This is a genomic window from Candidatus Microbacterium colombiense (assembly GCA_029203165.1).
Taxonomy (GTDB): Bacteria; Actinomycetota; Actinomycetes; order Actinomycetales; family Microbacteriaceae; genus Microbacterium; species Microbacterium colombiense.
Genome location: CP119308.1, coordinates 428,110 through 446,421, shown reverse-complemented (window position 1 = coordinate 446,421; position 18,312 = coordinate 428,110). Strand labels below are relative to the sequence as shown.

The window sequence follows — 18,312 nt, the reverse complement described above, 5'->3', positions numbered from 1 at the left end:
TTCTCCCGCACATGGCCAGTCTGATCGCGCAGGTGAAGAGCAAGCTCTTCATCCACTCGTCGCGCAAGTCGATGCACGCGCTCGACGGCGCCTACGCATCGCTGCTGCACGGACGCAGTCTCGACTTCGAGGATCTGCGCGCCTACGAGTACGGCGACCAGGTGCGCGACATCGACTGGCGCGCGACCGCCCGCCTGGGCACCCCGCTCGTCAAGCGCTCCCGGGCGACGCGCATGCACACCGTCATGTTCGTGGTCGACACGGGGCGCTCGATGACCGCCCTCGCCGCCGACGAACGGCCCAAGCGCGACCTCGCCGTGCTGGCGACCGGCGCGCTCGGCGTGCTGTCGCTGCGACACGGCGACGACTTCACCGCCGTCTACGGCGATGCCGCCCGCGTGCGCCGGCTGGCTCCCGGTCGCAGCGAGGGTGCGCTCGAGCACGCATTGCGCACGATCGACCGAGCCATCGAGCAGAGCACGGCCCCGAGTGACCGCGACGCGTTGCTCTCGTACGTCACCCGCACGATCTCGCGCCGGATGATCGTGGTCGTCGTCACCGACGAGACCCCGATCACACCGGAGACGGAGCGGATGCTGCGGCGCCTGCGCGTGCAGCACGATGTGCTGTGGCTCACGGTGCGCGACGCCGAACCGGTGCTCGATCACCCCACCGGACGCACCCGCAGCGATGTCGACAGCCGATGGCAGGTGCCCGACTTCGTGCAGGGCGACCTCGGCATCGTGCGCGAGCTGACCGCGCAGACGCAGGCCGAAGCCGTGCACCTCGCCGACGCCCTGACCCGTATGGAGATCAGCCATGCGGTGCTCGACGGGCAGGACGACGCGGTCGCGCAGCTTCTGCACCTGTTGAACCGGAGGTCGAATGCCCGGTTCTGATGAGCTCTACCCGCCGGCGCAGTACGGCTGGGGATGGATGCTGCTCGCCATCGGCATCCTCGTGCTGCTGGTCGCCGCCGCCTGGCTCGTGATCGTGCTGACGAGACCGCGCCGCGCCGTCGCAGCGCCCGGCTCCGGGGGACCGGTGCCGTCGACGGGCGACGTGCTCTCGCAGCTGCGCACCGAGTACCTCGACCGCATCCAGCGGATCGAGACCGACTACCGCGAGCGCCGGCTCACACCGCGCAACGCGAACCTCGAGCTGAGTCGGGTCGTGCGCACCTTCGTCAACGAGTACAGCGGGCTCGAGGCTCCCGTGCTCGCGCTCGACGATCTGAAGTCCCGCGGCGTGCACCCCGCGCTGATCGACGCGATGAGTCGTCATTACTACCCGAGCATCTTCCGCCAGGGACCACCGATCGATCCGATCGCCGGTGCCGCCGCGGCGCGAACGGTGGTGCACACGTGGCACTAGCGAACTTCTGGATGATCCTCGTCGCGATCGGCGTGGTCGTGGTCGCCCTCGGCGTCGGCCTGGTGCTGGGTCTTCGTCGGTCCGGTCGCTCCGCCGAGGCCGAGACCGCGCGCATCGCCCGCGCCGAGCGTCTGCGCGCATTGCCCAGCTTCCGCGACGCACTCCTGCGGCGCGTGCTCGCCCTCTCCGGCATCCTCGCGCTCGGTGCCGTCGCGGTGATCACGGCGGGGGTCGTGGCGGCGCGGCCGATGTCGTCGCAGACCGTTCAGCCGGTCAACACCAGCCGAGACATCATGCTGTGCCTCGATGTCTCCGGGTCGATGACCGAGGTCGATGTCGAGGTGTTGAGCGTCTTCGAGGAGCTGCTCGACGATTTCGAGGGTGAGCGCATCGGGCTGACGATCTTCAACAGCTCTCCCGTGCAGATCTTCCCGCTGACGGATGACTACGACTTCATCCGCACGCATCTGGCGAGCATCAAGGAGAGCTTCGACTACGTCGACGAGGTGCCCGAGCACTGGGTCGGCACCCTCAACGGCAACGGCGCCTCGCTGATCGGCGACGGGCTCGCGGCCTGCGCGATGGGGTTCGACCGCCTCGACGACGAGCGATCGCGCTCGGTCATCTTCGCCACCGACAACGAGGTGAACGGAGCCTCGATCGTGACGTTGGAGGAGGCGGCGGCGTATGCGAAGGACAAGGGTGTTCGCGTCTTCGCCCTGAACCCGGTGCAGGGCAAGGATGCAGAGGTCAGCGCCCAGCTGGCCGCCGCGGCCGAGGCGACCGGTGGCGCGGCGTTCGGGCTGCGTGACACCACGACCGTCGCCGACATCGTCACCCAGGTGCAGGAGCAGGAAGCCACCGCACTGCGCGGCGAGGCGCAGATCGTGTGGACCGATACACCGAACCTCTGGATCGTCGTGCTGTCGGTCGCCGTGCTGGGGTTCATCATCGTGGTCTGGAGGGTGCGACTGTGATCTTCCAGCCCGTCCTGCACCCTCTGCTGCTGGTGCTGCTGTTCGCGCCGATCGTCGCGCTCGTCGTCTGGCTGCTCGTGCGCGTCCCCCGCTCCTCGACGGGTGCGCCACCGCCCGCGTCGGCCGCGGTGCGGCACCGATCCCTGTGGGCGCTGCGTCTGGTGATGGTGCTCGCCTGCCTGGCGATGCTGTTGCGCCCCGGCATCCCGGGTGGCGCGACGCAGACGCTCGCGACAGACACCGACATCGTGCTCGTGGTCGACACCACCGCCAGCATCGTCGCCGAGGACTGGGACGGCGACCGTCCGCGTCTCGACGGCGTGCGGGCGGACGTGCAGGCGATCGTTCAGCAGTACCCCGGTGCGCGCTTCGCCCTGCTCACCTTCGATGCGGCCGCCGAGCTCCGGATGCCGCTCACGACCGACACCACTGCGGTCATGGGTTCGCTCGAGGTGCTCCGGCCCGAGGTGACGAGTCTGTCTCGCGGCAGCTCCATCGGCATCGCCGCCCCCCTCCTGGCCGAGACGCTGAAGAGTGCGGCGGAGTCGTCACCGGAGCGCTCGCGCATGGTGTTCTACTTCGGCGACGGCGAGCAGACCGTCGATTCCCCACCGGAGTCGTTCTCGGCGAGCACGAAGTACACCGACAGCGGCGCGGTCTTCGGCTACGGCACGGCCGAGGGCGGACCGATGCGCATCACCACGGGCGGCGTGGCCGGGGGCGGATCGGACTACATCGAGTACGAGGGCTCCGATGCCCTGTCGACGATCGACGAGACGAACCTGAAGCTCGTCGCGGGTCAGCTGGATGTCGAGTATCAGCACCGCACAGCGGATGCCGCACCGACGCTGCCCGACGCCCCGTCGACGACCACGAGCTACACCGAATCCGGGACGACCGGCAAGGTCACCGAGCTGTACTGGATCGCCGCGCTCGTGATCGTGGCGCTCCTCGGCTTCGAGCTCACACGGGCGACCATGCTCATCGCGCGGCTGCGTCAGCTCCGCGCCCCACGCCCCGACGGCCCGGCACGCAGAGGAGGCGCGCGATGACCCTCGACTCCTCGCACGTTGCCGCCGCGCTGCTCGCGTCGAACCGCCGGCGCCGCCGCATCCGCCGATGGATCGCGATCGGCACGCTGCCCCTCACTCTCGTCGCGCTGCTCTTCGTCGGCAAGCTGCTGAGCATGTACGCCTTCGCGCATCAGGCGATCACCGCCTACGTGGTCGATGACTACGCCGCATCCGAAGGGGCGGCCCGCGGGCAGGAGTTCCTGAACTGGTTCGAACCGTACAAGGCGCCGTTCAACGTGGGAACCGCGCTCGCGGGAGCCGAACAGTTGCCCGAGGCCCGGGCGAAGCTCGAAGAGGCGCTCGATCTCGCGCGCGGCCTCGAGGTCTGCGGCGTGCGCATCAACCTCGCACTCGTGGTGGAACGCATGGGCGATGCCGCCCGGGCGGACGGCGACGGCGCGGGTGCCGCGCAGCTGTATGCCGAGGCGCTCACGATCACGGTCGAGACGCCGGACGCATGCAACAGCGACGAGGCGCAGCAGCAGTCGTCCGACCCCCAGCGCGACATGTCCGAGACCCTCGACGAGGCGGAACAGCGTCTCAAGGAGAAGCAGCAGGAGCAGCAGCAGCCCCCGCCGGCCGAAGAGCCGGACGAGCAGGAGCCCCAGCCATCGGAGGACAAGCTGCAGGATCTGCAGGACAAGCTCGAACAGGGCACGCAGGAGCGGGATCAGCAGCAGAACAGTGACGACCCCGGCGGTTCGGGAACGGACAGGCCATGGTGATGGATCACGAGAAGCAGCGCGCGCGGTACATCGCTGGGACCGAGGGGGCGCCGCCCCTTCCCCCGCCCGGTGGATACAAGGGTGCGCGCCGACAGCAGGGTCCGGAATCCTGGGTTCCTCCCCTGCCCGTCACCGACCCTTCGGTTGCCGCCGAGAAGCAGCCCGCGAACGCCATCGGGTGGATCGCTCTGCTCGCCGCCATCCTGTTCGCGCTGATCCTGATCGGTGCACTGCTCGCCGGGGGCACCGATCTGCTCTACGGCGCGACGATGCTCGCCCTGCAGCTCGTGATCGTCGCGGTCATCGTCGCGGCGCTGATCTCGGCCCGCGGTCGACGACTCGGCGCTGTCGCCCTGGTGATCACGATCCTGTTCAACGTCGCGACCGTCGGCGGCATGAGCGCGCTGCAGACCTCGGCCTCGGGGAACTACGACGGGGTCAAGACCGAGCAGCAGAAGCACGAGGAGGCGTACCCCGGCATCAAGGGCACGGCGTCGCAGAACGTGCTGAACCAGCAGTCGCTCGAAGAGGTGCGGGCCGCGGCCGACAGCCTGTTCGCCGACATCCGCACGCGCCTGAGCGAACGGTTCGGGTACACCTGGGTGCCGGTGGGCGACGAGGACCTGCGCCCGGAGCGCAACGGCTACGGCGGGGAGTCGATGCTCTTCGAATACACCTCGGTCGGGTGGGCGACGAACGAGCCGATCCAGGATCCGGCGCGCAAGGCGGAGGTCATGCGCGTGATCGACGAGGTCGTCATCGAGCACGGACTGTGGAATCTGTACAGCTTCAACGATCCGGTCAACTCCAGCGTCGATCCCTCGATGATCGCGAAGCTCTACGGCAGCGACGACCCGCGCACCCAGCACACGTGGGAGTACTACACCGAGAACTACCCCGAGCCTCTGCGGTTCTACGCGAACATCTACGACCTCTCGAACGATCCGACCGGAGACTTCCTGGTCGCACGTGAGGCCCAGAACGCCCGCACGGGCGAGCCGTTGGAGGGTCTGCAGCTCGCCGTGATCGCCAGCGCCGTGCTGCGCGAGTCCGACCGTGCCGAATTCGAGAAGAAGCTGCAGGAGTACCCGGGGTTCGAGTGACCGTCGGGCCTCGCGTCAGTGCGCGAGGCGCAGCAGCATCCGCGCCACGGTGAATCGCATCTGCCCCCGCGGCGTGCGCGGGTCGTAGCCGAGCTGATCGATCACGGCGATGAGCCGGTCCTGCACGCTGGAGTGGTGACGGCCGAGGCGCACAGCGGCTGCACGCACGCTCTGCTCGTGGACCACCGCATCGAGCAGCTCCCGAGTGCGGGCATCGAGCCGCTCGAGCGCGGCGGCGTCGGGATGCATCGCCCCGGAGTCGGCCGCGGCGGCGATCAACAGGAAGGCACCGAGGTCTTCCGCATCGACGACCGGCTCCTCCGGCGAGGTCAACCGCACGGCGATCAGCGCGTCGGACCACGATCCCGCAAGCTCCGCCCCGGTTCCGGCGCTGCCGATGCCCAGGCGCAGATCGTCGGCGCCCTCCCAGGCCTCGGCGGGGGTGGCATCGGCGGCGATGATGGTGGCCCGGGTGAGCCCGTGACGCGTGGCGACCACGGCGGACGGATGCCGCAACGCCGGTGCCGGATCGGGCGGCGAGGCGATCACCCGCACCGCGCCCACGGGCAGCCGCAGCCGGCTCAGAGCGGCCGATCGTTCGCCCTCGCCCGCGAAGGAGCTGATCACCAGCTCGACCGCGCTCTCCGCGTCGCCGGTGCGGCGGGCACGCAGGATGCCGAGGGCGAGCGTGAGGCGCTCGAGGATCATCGCGTCATTCGTGTGCGGCTCTCCCTCGCGCTCGATCCAGGCGACGGCATCCGTCCCGCTGTCGCGCAGCATCCATCGCTCACCCGGATCGACGGGCTCGATGCGCACGCCGTCAGCGCGCACGCGGATGATCTGACGCGCATCGCGCTGCCCCACCGTGGCTCCGCTGAGCACCGCCGCACCCCGCAGCATGCTCTCGACGCCGACCGAGCGCGCCACGAGCGTGTCGAAGTAGGAGACGACCTTGAGGGTCTCGCTCGCATCCGGGTCGAGGGCGGTGAGCCGCCCCAGCAGATCTTGCATGTCGGGCTCCATCGCACGGGGATTCCACCCTATGGGGTCGACCGGCGACCCCATAGGGCATCGGAATCAGCCGAGCAGCCGGTTCACCCAGTCGTTCCGGGCGGCGAGCATCGCCTGGGCGACGGCGGCGTGCGGCGCGAACATATCGAATCCGTGGAATCCCCCGGCCCAGACGTGCAGCTCCGCCTGAACCCCGGCCTCCCACAGCTTCGTGGCGTAGGCGACATCCTCATCGCGGAAGACCTCGGCGCTGCCGCAGTCGATGAACGCGGGCGGGAGTCCGGTCAGATCGGTCGCGCGAGCAGGGGCGGCATAGATCGACACGTCGTCCGTGCCCTTGCGGTCGCCGAGCAGCGCGCTCCATCCGGTGATGTTGGAGCCGCGATCCCAGACGCCGATGCCGTCGATCTGCTGCGTCGAGACGCTCTCGTCGCGGTCGTCGAGCATCGGGTAGATGAGCAGCTGGCCGATGAGTGCCGGGCCGCGACGATCCCGGGCGAGCAGGGTCGTACCGGCGGCGAGGCCACCGCCGGCGCTGCCCCCGCCGATCAGGATGCGGGTGGCGTCGATGCCGAGCTCCGCCGCGTGATCGGCGGTCCAGACGAGCCCCGCGTAGCAGTCCTCCACCGGGTAGGGGTCGGGGAACTCCGGCGCCAAGCGGTACTCCACCGTGACGATGACCCCGTTGAAACGCTCGGCCCAGTCGAGGAAACCGACGACGCCGAGCCACCGGTTGCCGATGATCATGCCGCCGCCGTGCGTGTGGAAGAAGCCGGGGCCGGTGCCGGTGCGCCCCTCCTTCTCGATCACGGTGACGACGATGTCATCGCCCTCGTGACCGGCGATCGTGACGTCGCGACGGGTGAAGCCGCGGTCGGCGAGCACGGCGAAGATCTCGTCGTCGGCGCTCACCGGGTTCTGGCGCAGCAACGGGATCATCTCGGGCGTCAGCGTCGAGGGCAGCTGGTCGCCGACGAGGGCGAGTGCCGCCTCCAGTTCCGGGTCGAACGGAGGGCGGAGGGTCGTTTCGGTCATCAGAACTCCTTTGTTCTCGGTCGCCACGGCGGCGGCTTCCCGCCAGACTCCTGCACGTCGCCCCTGAGCGTAACCCGCCAGCCGCGGTCGATCCGCAGCGCCGGAGCCGCCGGTTGGCGGGGCCGTGTCGGCCGAGGTCAGGAGGAGAGGGCGAGGCCCGCGGCGAGCGCGAAGCCGAGCACGGTCGCGAGCCCCGTCGACTCCTTCGCCTTCTGCTGCGCCTCGGGGATCATCGAGTCGACGAGCATCACCAGCAGGGCGCCGGCTGCGAAACCGCTCGCCCCGGCGCGGAACTCGTCGCCCGTGGCACTGGCGAGGCCGAAGCCGGCGACCGTCGCGAGCGCGCAGATCACGGCGACACCGGCCCAGAGCCAGAGCACCCGCGAGCGGGCCATTCCGGACTGCAGCAGGTCGGAGGCCGAGCCGATCGACTCGGGCAGGTTGGAGACGAGGATCGCGACGACGAGCGCGACACTCACCGGTTCGCCCGAGGCGAGTCCGATGCCGAGGACGAGTTGCTCCGGGATGCCGTCGAGCAGTGCCCCGACGGCGAGCTGACCGCCGCCGGCCTGCTGTTTCGCCTTCGCCGCCCTGGCGTCGAGGATGCGGTCGGCGATGTAGTAACTCAGTGCCCCGGCGGCCACGCCGGCGACGAGCGGGATGGGACCGGCGAGCGCGAGGCCCTCCTCCCAGAGCTCGAAGGCGATGGATGCCATCAGGGCGCCTGCACCGAAGCCGAGGACGATGCCCAGCCACCGCGGGGGCCATTTCCGGAGCAACGCGAGCACCGCACCGATGAAAAGTGGCGCCGCCGCGACCACACCCCAGAGCACTGCTTCGGCCATGTCCTACCTCCGTGGGCCACTCTCCCACTTCGGCGGCCTGCTGTCAGGGACGACCCGCCTACCCGGCGTCGTCGGTGCTGTCGGGGTCGCCGCTGCCGGCGCCGCTGCCACCGCTTCCGGCGCGCAAGGAGGTGATCATGCTCTGCAGTGCCGCGAACGCGTTCGCCTGCTCGGTCGAGGTCATGCGTGCCAGCATCCGCTGCTCCACCGAACGCACCGCAGCGCTCGCCGTCGCCAGGCGGCGGCGTCCGCGCGGTGTGAGGCTGGTCGGCAGCACCTTGCCGACCGGAGCCTCGGACGGACGGGTCACGAATCCGTCGCGCTCGAGGTTCTGCAGGAGCACGTTCATCGACTGCCGCGTCACGAACGCACCGCGGGCGAGCGCGGAGTTCGAGAGCCCGGGGCGCTGGGCCAGCAGCTCGAGGCAGGAGTAGTGCGTGATCGTCATGCCGAGGGGCCGCAACACGTCTTCCATCGCGGAGCGGAGGGCACTCGATGCCTCCTTCAGCAGATAGCCGAGCGAGGTCTCCAGGTCGATGCCGTCTTGACTCATGTCAGTATTCTGACATAGATTGACTCATGTCAGAAAACTGACACCGAGAGCAAGGAACTCACATGCCCGTCACCGGCCCCGACTTCATCTCCCTTCAGGCACGCGACCTCGCCGCATCGCGGGCCTTCTACGAGAACTACCTCGGCCTCGTCCGCTCCCCGGCCGGCCCACCGCACGCCGTCGTCTTCGACACAGCGCCGATCGCCTTCGCCCTCCGCGACCTCGCCCCGGGAACCGACCTCGACTCCGTCAGCCAGCCCGGCATCGGCGCGGCCATCTGGCTGCACGCCACCGATGTGCAGAGCATCCACGACGCCCTGGTCGCCGACGGCCACACGATCGTCGCCGACCCGATCGACGGACCCTTCGGCCGCACGTTCACGTTCGCTGACCCCGACGGCTACCGGATCACACTGCACGACCGCGCCTGAGACACGGCCGCACCCTGGCCACGTCGCATGACGCCCGGTGCGCCGGGCCCGAGCGTCATGCGGCACAGGGCGACACGCCGCCCGCCGATAGACTGGGGAGCATGTCCAAGGTCCTCCAGTCCCTTCCCGTCGGCGAGCGCGTCGGCATCGCCTTCTCCGGAGGACTCGACACCTCCGTCGCCGTCGCCTGGATGCGCGAGAAGGGCGCTGTGCCCTTCACGTACACCGGCGACCTCGGCCAGTACGACGAAGACGACATCGCATCGATCCCCGGGCGCGCGCTGGAGTACGGCGCCGAAGCCTCGCGCCTCGTCGACTGCAAGACCGCGCTGGTCGAAGAGGGACTGGTCGCGCTGTCGTGCGGCGCCTTCCACATCCGCTCCGGCGGCAAGACCTACTTCAATACGACACCCCTTGGTCGCGCTGTCACCGGCACCATGCTCGTGCGTGCGATGAAGGAAGACGGCGTCGACATCTGGGGCGACGGCTCCACCTACAAGGGCAACGACATCGAGCGGTTCTACCGCTACGGCCTGCTCGCCAACCCGCGCCTGCGCGTGTACAAGCCGTGGCTCGACGCCGACTTCGTGACCGAGCTCGGCGGCCGCAAGGAGATGAGCGACTGGCTCGTCGCCCGCGACTTCCCGTACCGCGATTCGGCGGAGAAGGCCTACTCGACCGACGCGAACATCTGGGGTGCGACGCACGAGGCCAAGACCCTCGAGCACCTCGACGTGTCGCTCGAGACCGTCGACCCGATCATGGGCGTGAAGTTCTGGGATCCCTCGGTCGCGATCGAGACCGAAGACGTCACCGTGACCTTCGAGGCCGGTCGCCCGGTCGCGATCAACGGCGTCGAGTTCAGCGACCCCGTGGCATTGGTCATGGAGGCCAACACCATCGGCGGACGCCACGGCCTCGGCATGAGCGACCAGATCGAGAACCGCATCATCGAGGCGAAGTCGCGCGGCATCTACGAGGCCCCGGCCATGGCACTGCTGTTCATCGCGTACGAGCGTCTCGTCAACGGCATCCTGAACGAGGACACCCTCGCTACCTACCACGAGCAGGGCCGCCGCCTCGGCCGCCTCATGTACGAGGGACGCTGGCTCGAGCCGCAGTCGCTCATGCTGCGCGAGTCGATCCAGCGCTGGGTCGGCCTCACGATCTCGGGTACCGTCACGATCCGCCTGCGCCGCGGCGACGACTGGACGATCCTCGACACGGTGTCGCCGAACCTGTCATACGGCCCGGAGAAGCTGTCGATGGAGCGCGTCGGCGACGCCGCCTTCGGCCCGGTCGACCGCATCGGCCAGCTCACGATGCGCAACCTCGATATCGCCGACTCGCGGGCACGCCTCGAGCAGTACGCCGGACTCGGCCTGGTCGGCGGCGCGACGGGCGAGCTCGTCGGACGCGTGACGGCGGGTGAGTCCGGCGAGATCACCGGTTCCGTCGAAGAGGTCGACGAGACGCTCGCCGGGGCCGTCGACTCGGCATCCGAGGGCGCGGCCTTCGACTCCGGCACCGACTGACGTTTCTGCCAGAAGGGGGCGGGTGCTGCGGCATCCGCCCCCTTCTGCGTGCGTGGTCTCGCCCGGCGCGCGTTCATAACTCCTCAACGCCGGGCGGCTGGGATGCCGTGGCGCCCGCCGTTCCGGAGAATTCCGGCGACACTCCCCCGAAGTTTGAGGAGTTGTGAACGGCGGGCGTGGAGCACCTGTGAGTACGCCGAACTATCTTGCACATGGTTGTGCACTATAAGTACGATGGAGGCATGACAACCCGCGCACCCCGCCGCGATGCCGTCGAGAACCGCGCCGGCATCCTCTCCGCCGCCCGCACCGCCCTCGCCGTCGACCCTCATGCCTCGATCGACGTGATCGCCCGTACCGCCGGACTCTCCCGCCGCACGCTCTACGGCCACTTCGACGACCGCGAGGCCCTCATCCGCGAGCTCATCGCGCACGGAGCGCAGCGTTTCAACGCGATCGCCGCGACCGTGACCGATGCCGACGCCCGCCTCGCCCTCGCCCGCCTCGCCGCGCTTCTGTGGCAAGAGGCGGCGCACGTGCAGGTCGCCGCCGCCCTCGCGCTCGACGAAGCGCACGTCGAGCACACCGCCGCCGCCCTCGCCCCCCTGCGTCTCGCCCTCGCCGCCCTCGTGCAGCGAGGTCAGGAAGACGGCAGCTTCCGCACCGACCTCACGGCTCCCACGCTCGCGCGCCTGATCGAGGAGATGGCGCGCGCCGTGGTGTCGCGCACCGATGCGTCCAGCGCCCAGGCCGAAGGCATCGCCGTGCGGACAGTTCTGAGCATCGCCGGGCTCTCCTGGCACGAGGCCGAGGCACTGTTGACGGCGCATCCCGATGTCGCGACGCAGGAGGACGAAGCATGAGGATCACACTCCACAGCGTCGACAAGGGCCGCGCGCTCCCGACGACCAGCCTCGAGTTCCACAGCGGGGCCGTGCGCTACGCCCTGGCCGAGACCGAGCAGCGTCCGACCGTCCTTGGCCTGATCGCGAGCGGGCGGATGCGGCCGAACGCCGGTCGCGTGACGATCGACGACACTGCCGACGCGAAGGCCCTCCGCCGCCGTGTCGCCCTGGTCGATGCGCCCGACGTGAGCGATCCGCATGCCGACATCGCGCTGTCGGGCGTCGTCGGCGAAGAGCTGATGTTCGCCGGCGTGGGTGCGACGCCCGTGCACGCCCGACGCTGGCTCACGCAGCTCGGATTCGCTGAGCTGGCATCGGTGCCGATCGGCAACATCGACCCCGCGGTGCGCGTGCGCATCCTCTGCGAGCTGGCCGTGCTGCGCGAGGGCGTCGACGGTGTCGTGCTGGTGTCGCCGGACCGTCACGGGGGAACCCCCGACGGATGGTGGCGCATCGCCGCGGAATTCGCCGACCGCGGCTACGCCATGCTCGTGATCATCGGCGGATCCGCCGCCGTCGCCCTCGAACGGATGCAGGAGTTCGAGGCGATCAACGCCTCCGGCCCGCAGCCCAGGCTTGATGAGGTCGAGGCCGAGGTGGAGCCCCCGTCCGAAAACGGAGACGACTCTCCCCCGGATGAGCATGTCGCCGATGAACACGCCGACGCGGATGCCGTCGACCTCGGTTTCGACACCGACACAGACCCAACCCCAGCCCCAGCCCCAGCCCCAGACACAGACCCAGCCCCAGACACAGACACAGGAGCCGAACGATGAAGGTTCCCGCCATGATCGCCGCCGAGCTGCGGCGCCTCACCGCGAGCAGGATGGGTGTCATCGCACTCATCGCCCTCGTGTGCGTGCCGATCCTCTACGGCGGCCTGTACCTGTGGGCGAACCAGGACCCCTACGCGAAGTTCCCCGAGGTCCCTGTCGCCCTGGTGGTCGACGACGAGGGCGCGCCGGCCCCGACCACGGGCACGGAGGCGTCGAGCGACACCGTGAACTACGGCGAGGACGTGGCCGACAACCTGATCGAGGGCAACGCGTTCGACTGGCAGCGGATGACGGCCGACGAGGCCGCCGACGCCCTGCGCGACGGCAGCGTCGACTTCACCGTGACGATCCCCGCCGACTTCTCCTCCGCCCTCACCTCGGCGGCAGGCAATGACCCACATCAAGCCCGGATCGACCTCGAGACGAACGACGCGAACAATTACCTCGCCTCCTCCATGGGCACGCAGGCCGTCGAGAAGATCCGCAGCTCGGTGGCACAGATGGTCGGCAGCGAGGCCGCTGAACGTCTGCTCACGGGTCTCAGCGACGTGCGCGACAGTCTCGTGACGGCCGTGGATGGGGCCTCCCAGCTCACGGACGGCGCCGACAGCGCGGCATCCGGAAGCACCACGCTGGCCGACGGCACAGCGCAACTGGCCGACGGCACGACGAAGCTCGCCGCGGGCGCGCAGACCCTCGCCTCCGGCGCCCAGCAGGTGAGCGCGGGCAACCGGCAGCTCGCCGACACCGCCGATCGCGCGGGAGCTGCGGTGCAGCAGGCAGCCGATGCCCTGCCGCAGGTGCGCACCGACATCGAGGCCGCCCTGACCGAGCAGGGGCTCAGTGCCGACGAGATCGCCCAGGTGCTCGACGCGCTCGACCCCCTGGCCGCACGCCTGCAGGACGGCAACACCAAGGTGCAGACGGCGATCGGCAAGGTCGACCAGCTCGCGGCCGGTGCGGCATCCCTCGCCTCGGGTGCGTCCGACCTCGCGGGTGGCGCGAAGACCCTCGCGTCGGGAGCCGCCGCCGCGAACGACGGCGCCGCCCAGCTGCGCGACGGCTTGAAGACCCTCGCCTCAGGCACCGCCGAACTGCGCGACGGTCTGTCCGACGGGGTCGATGCGATTCCGGCATCCACCCCCGACCTGCGCTCCCAGCAGGCCGACACGATCGCCGACCCGGAGAAGGTGTCGAGCGACAAGGTCGCCTCTGCCGAGGACTACGGCGCGGGACTCGCCCCGTTCTTCGCCGCGCTCTCGGCCTGGATCGGCATCTACGCGCTGTTCCTGATCGTGAAGCCGATCTCGCGCCGGGCGATCACGGCGCTGCACTCGCCGATCCGCATCACGCTCGCCGGCTGGCTTGACCCCCGCCATGCTGGGCGCCGTGCAGATGGTCGGCCTGATGGGCGTCCTCGCGATCACCCTCGGCTTCACCTTCGACAACCCGATCGGCACGCTCGGTGTGATGATCTTCGCCTCGGCGACGTTCGCCGCGATCATCCTGGCGCTCAACGTGTGGCTCGGATCGGTCGGCCAGTTCCTGGGGCTCGTGCTCATGGTGCTGCAACTGGTGACCGCAGGCGGCACCTTCCCCTGGCAGACGCTGCCGGCCCCGTTGGCCGCGCTGCATCACGTGCTGCCGCTGGGCTATGTGGTCGATGCGATGCGCCAGCTCATGTACGGCGGGAACCTCGGCCGCGCCGGATGGGACCTCGCGGTGCTGGGCATGTGGCTGGTCGGCGCGCTGCTGCTCGCGATGCTCGGCGTGACACGCATGACGCACCGCCGCACGCTGCGCGATCTGCAGCCGAGCCTGATCGGGTGACGCTCCGTGCGCAGGGGACGACTCCCCTGCGCACGGACACCTGTGGGTATGATGCGAGGGCGCGTCCCGAAACGCGTGCTCGGACTCGGTGGAACCGAGTCCCTCGTTCTCCCCCGAAAGAGTTCTCGACGATGACGACAGACTCGCAGCCCGTTGCTGACGCACCCCGCCGTTCCTGGTGGCCACGGGTTGGGCGCATCGCCTTCCTCGTCGTGGCCGGCATCGTGGTCATCGCGGTCGCCGCCGCATTCTTCGTGACGTGGACGATCCAACGCTCGTTCCCTCAGACCTCGGGAGCCGTGACCTTGGACGGACTCGCAGCCGAGGTCACGGTGCAGCGCGACGACCGCGGCATCCCCACCATCACCGCCGACACGACAGACGACCTCTTCTTCGCCGAAGGATTCGTGCACGCGCAGGACCGCTTCTTCGAGATGGACTTCCGCCGCCACGTCACCGCGGGCCGTGTCGCCGAGATGTTCGGCGAATCCCAGGCGGGCACGGATGCGTTCCTGCGTACGCTCGGCTGGCGCAAGGTGGCCGAAGCCGAGGTCGCGGCGATGGACGAGAAGACCCTCGGCTACTACGAGGCCTACGCCGACGGCGTGAACGCCTACCTCGCCTCACGGTCGGGCGCCGAGCTCTCCCTCGAATATGCGGTGATCGGCATACAGAACCCGGACTACTCCCCCGAGCCCTGGGAGCCCGCGGATTCCGTCGCCTGGCTCAAGGCGATGGCCTGGGATCTTCGCGGCAACATCGAGGACGAGACCGAGCGCGCCCTGCTCGCCGCTGAGCTGGATCCCGGCGAGACCGCCGATCCCGACACCGCCGTCAGCACCTCACAGATCCTCGAGAAGCTGTACCCCGCCTACCCGTTCGAGGAGAACCCGGTCATCGTGCCGAAGATCTCGACGGTCCCCGCCGTCGAGACCGACGCGACCGCCGCGTTCACGACGCTGCAGGACGACGGCGGAGTGCAGCAGGCGAGCACGAGGGTGGAATGGGAGCAGACGTCGAGCGTCATCGAAGCCGCCGGCATGCTGGTCGGCGATCTCGGAGAAGGCATCGGATCGAACTCCTGGGTCGTCTCCGGCACCCTGACGGAATCCGGGATGCCGCTGCTCGCCAACGACCCGCACCTCGGATCGTCGCTCCCCTCCGTCTGGTATCAGGTGCAACTGAAGTGCTCGACCGTCGACGAGTCCTGCCCGTTCGACATGGGCGGATTCTCGTTCTCCGGACTGCCCGGCATCGTCATCGGACACAACCAGACCGTCGCCTGGGGGTTCACGAACCTCACGACGGATGTCACCGACCTCTACGTCGAGAAGATCGAAGGCGACCAGTACTGGCGCGACGGGGCACTCGTGCCGCTGGAGGAGAGCACCGAGACGATCAAGGTCGCGGGCGGCGACGACATCGAGTTGACCATCCGCTCCACCGTGCACGGCCCGATCATCTCGGGACTCACCGACGACTTCACCGCCCTCGCCGACTCCCCGGGCGGGGGACTCCTGGCCGGCGGCGCAGAGTCCGATGCGCCGGCGACCGAGGGGGTCGAGGGCGAGTACGCCGTGAGCCTGCGCTGGACCGCACTCGATCCCGGAACGGCCGCGACCTCGATCTTCGCGCTGTCGACCGCACAGACCTTCGACGACTTCCGCGCGGCCGCCTCACTGTTCGACGTGCCGGCGCAGAACCTCATCTACGCCGACACCGAGGGCAACATCGGCTACCAGGCGCCCGGCCGCCTGCCGATCCGCGGGGCAGGAGACGGATGGATGCCGCAGCCGGGGTGGGACAGCAGCTACGACTGGACCGGGTTCATCCCGTTCGAGGACCTTCCCGTGTCGTACAACCCGAGTTCGGGGTACATCGTCACGGCGAACAATGCGATCGTCTCGGACGAGTACGAGTACTTCCTCTCCAGGGACTGGGACTACGGGTATCGCGCGGCGCGGATCACGCACCTGATCGAGCGCAGTGCGGCGGCCGCGCCTCTGACCGCTCAGGACATGCGCGACATCCAGATGGACAGCGAGATGTGGATCGGCAAGCAGTTGGCGACCGCGCTGGGCGACGTCGAGGTCACCGGGGCCGGACCTCAGGAGGCGGTCGAGCTGCTGCGGTCCTGGGACGCGCAGAACACGGCATCCTCTGCGGCGGCCGCCTACGCGAACGTGCTCTGGTCGAACCTCGTGCAGAACATCTTCTCCGAGCGCGATCAGCCGCTGCCGATCAGTCATCAGAGCCGCCTCTTCACGGTGGTCTCGGCCATGCTCGACGACCCGTCGGATGCGCTGTGGACCAACGAGAACCTCGATGTGTCTGGCAAGGACGAGATGCTCGCACTGTCGGCCGAGCAGTCCTACGACGAGCTGTCCGCGTTGCAGGGGACCACGGTCGCGCGGTGGAACTGGGGAACCCTGCACTCGATCACCCTCCGCAGCTCCACACTGGGGTCGTCGGGCATCGCTCCCATCGAGGCGCTGTTCAACCGCGGACCTTTCCCGGTCAGCGGCGGAGCTTCGGTCGTGAACGCCACGGGATGGGAGCTCGGCGAGAGCTACGCGACCACGACGGTGCCGTCGATGCGCATGGTGATCGACATGTCCGACCTCGACGCATCCACCTGGAACCACCTCACCGGGGCCTCCGGCCATGCCTTCCACGAGCACTACATCGATCAGACGGAGGACTGGGCCGCCGGCATCCAGAAGCCCTGGGCGTTCTCCTCCGATGCAGTGGATGCCGCGACGATCGACACCCTGGTGCTGCGCCCGGCGGGTTGAACGGGCGCGCGGTCGGCGGGCCGCACAGGAATCTCGACTAGCGTTGACAGGTGCCGACCAGTTATCTCGCCCCGAAGGGCACCCCCGTCACGCTGCTCGAGTTCGAACACGGTGGATCGACACTGATCGCCGAGGCGTTCGGTGAGGGGCGGCACACGTTCCTGCTGCTGCACGGGATCGGCATGGGGCGCAGCGTCTACCTCGACGTCGTCCAGCGACTGCGCGGACGCGTGATCGCGCTCGACCTCCCGGGTTTCGGTGAAGCACCCGAACCCACGCGCACCCTCACGATGGAGCGACATGCCGACCTCGTCGCGGCATACCTGCGGCACGTCGATGCGGGACCGGTGGTCGTGATCGGGCACTCGATGGGGAGCCAGATCGCGGCGGAACTCGCAGCACGGCATCCGACTCTCGTCGAAGGTGTGGTGCTGGCCGGGCCCACCGTGAACAAGGCGGCCCGCAACCTCGGGGCGCAGGCGAGCTATCTGCTGCGCGATCTGGTCGGCGAACGCCCACTGGTGATCTGGCGCGGAGCGCGCGAGTACCTCCGGGGCGGGCCGCACCTGTTCCGCAAGATGCGCGCGACGATCGCCCACCAGCCCGAGAAGGCCTTCGCCCGCATCGATGCACCGGTGCTGGTGCTGCGCGGCGAGAGCGACCCGCTGGCACCGATGAGCTGGTGCCAGGAGATCATCGACGAGATCCCCGGCGCCGACCTCCAGGTCATCCCCGACCACGGTCACGGCACGCTGATCAGCGACTCCGAGCCGGCCGCGCGCCTGATCCAGGGCTTCGCCGACCGGCTGTAGGCGCGGCCCGCCCGCCCCGCCGTTCACAACTCCTCAAGACCAGACGGCCGCTCTGAGGCGGCTCGCGTGATCACGCAGTTTTTGCGGCCCAAGACTCCCGCGCTGAGCGACGCTTGAGGAGTTGTGAACGGAATCATGCCGTGAACCTCGGCCCAAGCGTCGAAATCACACCCTGCAACATGTCGCGAACCGTGCTGTCGTCCCGAAGGATCTCGGTCGCGAGCGGGCGAATGGTGACGTATCCGAGCCGCGCGGCGGCGATGTCGCGGCGCCGATCCTCCACCTGTTTCCCCCACCCCTCGTGGAACTCCCTGCTGTCGCACTCGATGATCAGCCATCCGTCCACCAAGAAGTCCACCCGCCCGACGCCGGGCAGCTGCACCTGCGTCTCGAAATCGACTCCGAGCGACCGCAGAAGCAGGCGCACATACGTCTCCGGACCCGACGCCGCTGAGGCATCCACCAACCTCGCCAGCGCTCGGAATCGCGAAGGAAGAGCGAGGAGGACCTCGTCGATCTGCTCCCGCGTCAG

General features: G+C 69.2%; 17 protein-coding genes and 1 pseudogene. 13 read left to right on the top strand and 5 right to left on the bottom strand.

From position 1 onward, the window contains the following. Positions 1-11 precede the first annotated feature (11 nt). The 6 genes from P0Y60_02275 to P0Y60_02250 are packed head-to-tail and all read left to right on the top strand — an operon-like array spanning position 12 to position 5,252. A complete protein-coding gene (locus tag P0Y60_02275) occupies positions 12-899 on the top strand; it encodes a DUF58 domain-containing protein (GenBank protein WEK61613.1) in 888 nt (295 codons plus the stop codon). After that, positions 886-1,374, top strand: a complete 489-nt coding sequence (locus P0Y60_02270; protein ID WEK61612.1) for a hypothetical protein — start codon at positions 886-888, stop codon at positions 1,372-1,374. The genes P0Y60_02275 and P0Y60_02270 overlap by 14 nt, the downstream gene beginning before the upstream one ends. Continuing rightward, complete coding sequence (locus tag P0Y60_02265; GenBank protein WEK61611.1) at positions 1,365-2,351, top strand: VWA domain-containing protein; 987 nt, start codon at positions 1,365-1,367, stop codon at positions 2,349-2,351. Before P0Y60_02270 ends, P0Y60_02265 begins: the two co-directional genes overlap by 10 nt. Continuing rightward, positions 2,348-3,403: a VWA domain-containing protein gene (locus P0Y60_02260; GenBank protein ID WEK61610.1), complete on the top strand. Its 1,056-nt coding sequence runs from the start codon at positions 2,348-2,350 to the stop codon at positions 3,401-3,403. The genes P0Y60_02265 and P0Y60_02260 overlap by 4 nt, the downstream gene beginning before the upstream one ends. After that, a complete protein-coding gene (locus P0Y60_02255) occupies positions 3,400-4,149 on the top strand; it encodes a hypothetical protein (protein ID WEK61609.1) in 750 nt (249 codons plus the stop codon). The genes P0Y60_02260 and P0Y60_02255 overlap by 4 nt, the downstream gene beginning before the upstream one ends. Further along, on the top strand, positions 4,149-5,252 hold the full coding sequence (locus P0Y60_02250; protein ID WEK61608.1) for a hypothetical protein: 1,104 nt from the start codon (positions 4,149-4,151) through the stop codon (positions 5,250-5,252). The genes P0Y60_02255 and P0Y60_02250 overlap by 1 nt, the downstream gene beginning before the upstream one ends. Positions 5,253-5,267: 15 nt before the next feature. On the opposite strand, the gene P0Y60_02245 is transcribed toward P0Y60_02250, so the two are convergent. From P0Y60_02245 to P0Y60_02230, 4 genes are all read right to left on the bottom strand, one after another. After that, on the bottom strand, positions 5,268-6,263 hold the full coding sequence (locus P0Y60_02245; protein ID WEK61607.1) for a hypothetical protein: 996 nt from the start codon (positions 6,261-6,263) through the stop codon (positions 5,268-5,270). 66 nt (positions 6,264-6,329) lie between these two features. Further along, complete coding sequence (locus P0Y60_02240) at positions 6,330-7,298, bottom strand: alpha/beta hydrolase (GenBank protein ID WEK61606.1); 969 nt, start codon at positions 7,296-7,298, stop codon at positions 6,330-6,332. 137 nt (positions 7,299-7,435) lie between these two features. Beyond that, positions 7,436-8,143, bottom strand: a complete 708-nt coding sequence (locus P0Y60_02235) for a hypothetical protein (GenBank protein WEK61605.1) — start codon at positions 8,141-8,143, stop codon at positions 7,436-7,438. Positions 8,144-8,201: 58 nt separating this feature from the next. Then, complete coding sequence (locus P0Y60_02230; GenBank protein WEK61604.1) at positions 8,202-8,696, bottom strand: MarR family transcriptional regulator; 495 nt, start codon at positions 8,694-8,696, stop codon at positions 8,202-8,204. 62 nt (positions 8,697-8,758) lie between these two features. On the opposite strand from P0Y60_02230, the gene P0Y60_02225 reads away from it, so the two are divergent. From P0Y60_02225 to P0Y60_02195, 7 genes and pseudogenes are all read left to right on the top strand, one after another. Next, on the top strand, positions 8,759-9,127 hold the full coding sequence (locus tag P0Y60_02225) for a VOC family protein (GenBank protein ID WEK61603.1): 369 nt from the start codon (positions 8,759-8,761) through the stop codon (positions 9,125-9,127). 101 nt (positions 9,128-9,228) lie between these two features. Beyond that, positions 9,229-10,662, top strand: a complete 1,434-nt coding sequence (argG, locus tag P0Y60_02220; GenBank protein ID WEK61602.1) for an argininosuccinate synthase — start codon at positions 9,229-9,231, stop codon at positions 10,660-10,662. A gap of 242 nt (positions 10,663-10,904) precedes the next feature. Next, on the top strand, positions 10,905-11,525 hold the full coding sequence (locus P0Y60_02215; GenBank protein WEK61601.1) for a TetR family transcriptional regulator: 621 nt from the start codon (positions 10,905-10,907) through the stop codon (positions 11,523-11,525). After that, positions 11,522-12,343, top strand: coding sequence for a hypothetical protein (locus tag P0Y60_02210; GenBank protein ID WEK61600.1), 822 nt, complete (start codon positions 11,522-11,524; stop codon positions 12,341-12,343). Before P0Y60_02215 ends, P0Y60_02210 begins: the two co-directional genes overlap by 4 nt. Continuing rightward, positions 12,340-14,173: pseudogene (locus P0Y60_02205) on the top strand (YhgE/Pip family protein). The gene P0Y60_02210 and the pseudogene P0Y60_02205 overlap by 4 nt, the downstream one beginning before the upstream one ends. A 131-nt stretch (positions 14,174-14,304) precedes the next feature. Then, a complete protein-coding gene (locus tag P0Y60_02200) occupies positions 14,305-16,968 on the top strand; it encodes a penicillin acylase family protein (GenBank protein ID WEK61599.1) in 2,664 nt (887 codons plus the stop codon). 50 nt (positions 16,969-17,018) lie between these two features. Further along, positions 17,019-17,780 (top strand): alpha/beta hydrolase, encoded by a 762-nt coding sequence (locus tag P0Y60_02195; protein WEK61598.1) that lies wholly within the window; start codon positions 17,019-17,021, stop codon positions 17,778-17,780. A gap of 133 nt (positions 17,781-17,913) precedes the next feature. Here the strand turns inward: P0Y60_02195 and P0Y60_02190 are convergent, their stop codons facing one another. Continuing rightward, entirely contained in the window at positions 17,914-18,207 is a 294-nt protein-coding gene (locus P0Y60_02190) for a hypothetical protein (GenBank protein WEK61597.1), read from the bottom strand. Positions 18,208-18,312 lie beyond the last annotated feature (105 nt).

What these genes read in the sequence shown, in the direction of transcription:
- P0Y60_02250 (WEK61608.1), top strand. Translation starts at nt 4,149, where the DNA reads ATGGATCACGAGAAGCAGCGCGCGCGGTACATCGCTGGGACCGAGGGG.
- P0Y60_02240 (WEK61606.1), bottom strand. Translation starts at nt 7,298, where the DNA reads ATGACCGAAACGACCCTCCGCCCTCCGTTCGACCCGGAACTGGAGGCG.
- P0Y60_02200 (WEK61599.1), top strand. Translation starts at nt 14,305, where the DNA reads ATGACGACAGACTCGCAGCCCGTTGCTGACGCACCCCGCCGTTCCTGG.
- P0Y60_02210 (WEK61600.1), top strand. Translation starts at nt 11,522, where the DNA reads ATGAGGATCACACTCCACAGCGTCGACAAGGGCCGCGCGCTCCCGACG.
- P0Y60_02245 (WEK61607.1), bottom strand. Translation starts at nt 6,263, where the DNA reads ATGCAAGATCTGCTGGGGCGGCTCACCGCCCTCGACCCGGATGCGAGC.
- P0Y60_02230 (WEK61604.1), bottom strand. Translation starts at nt 8,696, where the DNA reads ATGAGTCAAGACGGCATCGACCTGGAGACCTCGCTCGGCTATCTGCTG.
- P0Y60_02225 (WEK61603.1), top strand. Translation starts at nt 8,759, where the DNA reads ATGCCCGTCACCGGCCCCGACTTCATCTCCCTTCAGGCACGCGACCTC.
- P0Y60_02255 (WEK61609.1), top strand. Translation starts at nt 3,400, where the DNA reads ATGACCCTCGACTCCTCGCACGTTGCCGCCGCGCTGCTCGCGTCGAAC.
- P0Y60_02235 (WEK61605.1), bottom strand. Translation starts at nt 8,143, where the DNA reads ATGGCCGAAGCAGTGCTCTGGGGTGTGGTCGCGGCGGCGCCACTTTTC.
- P0Y60_02270 (WEK61612.1), top strand. Translation starts at nt 886, where the DNA reads ATGCCCGGTTCTGATGAGCTCTACCCGCCGGCGCAGTACGGCTGGGGA.
- P0Y60_02275 (WEK61613.1), top strand. Translation starts at nt 12, where the DNA reads ATGGCCAGTCTGATCGCGCAGGTGAAGAGCAAGCTCTTCATCCACTCG.
- P0Y60_02215 (WEK61601.1), top strand. Translation starts at nt 10,905, where the DNA reads ATGACAACCCGCGCACCCCGCCGCGATGCCGTCGAGAACCGCGCCGGC.
- argG (WEK61602.1), top strand. Translation starts at nt 9,229, where the DNA reads ATGTCCAAGGTCCTCCAGTCCCTTCCCGTCGGCGAGCGCGTCGGCATC.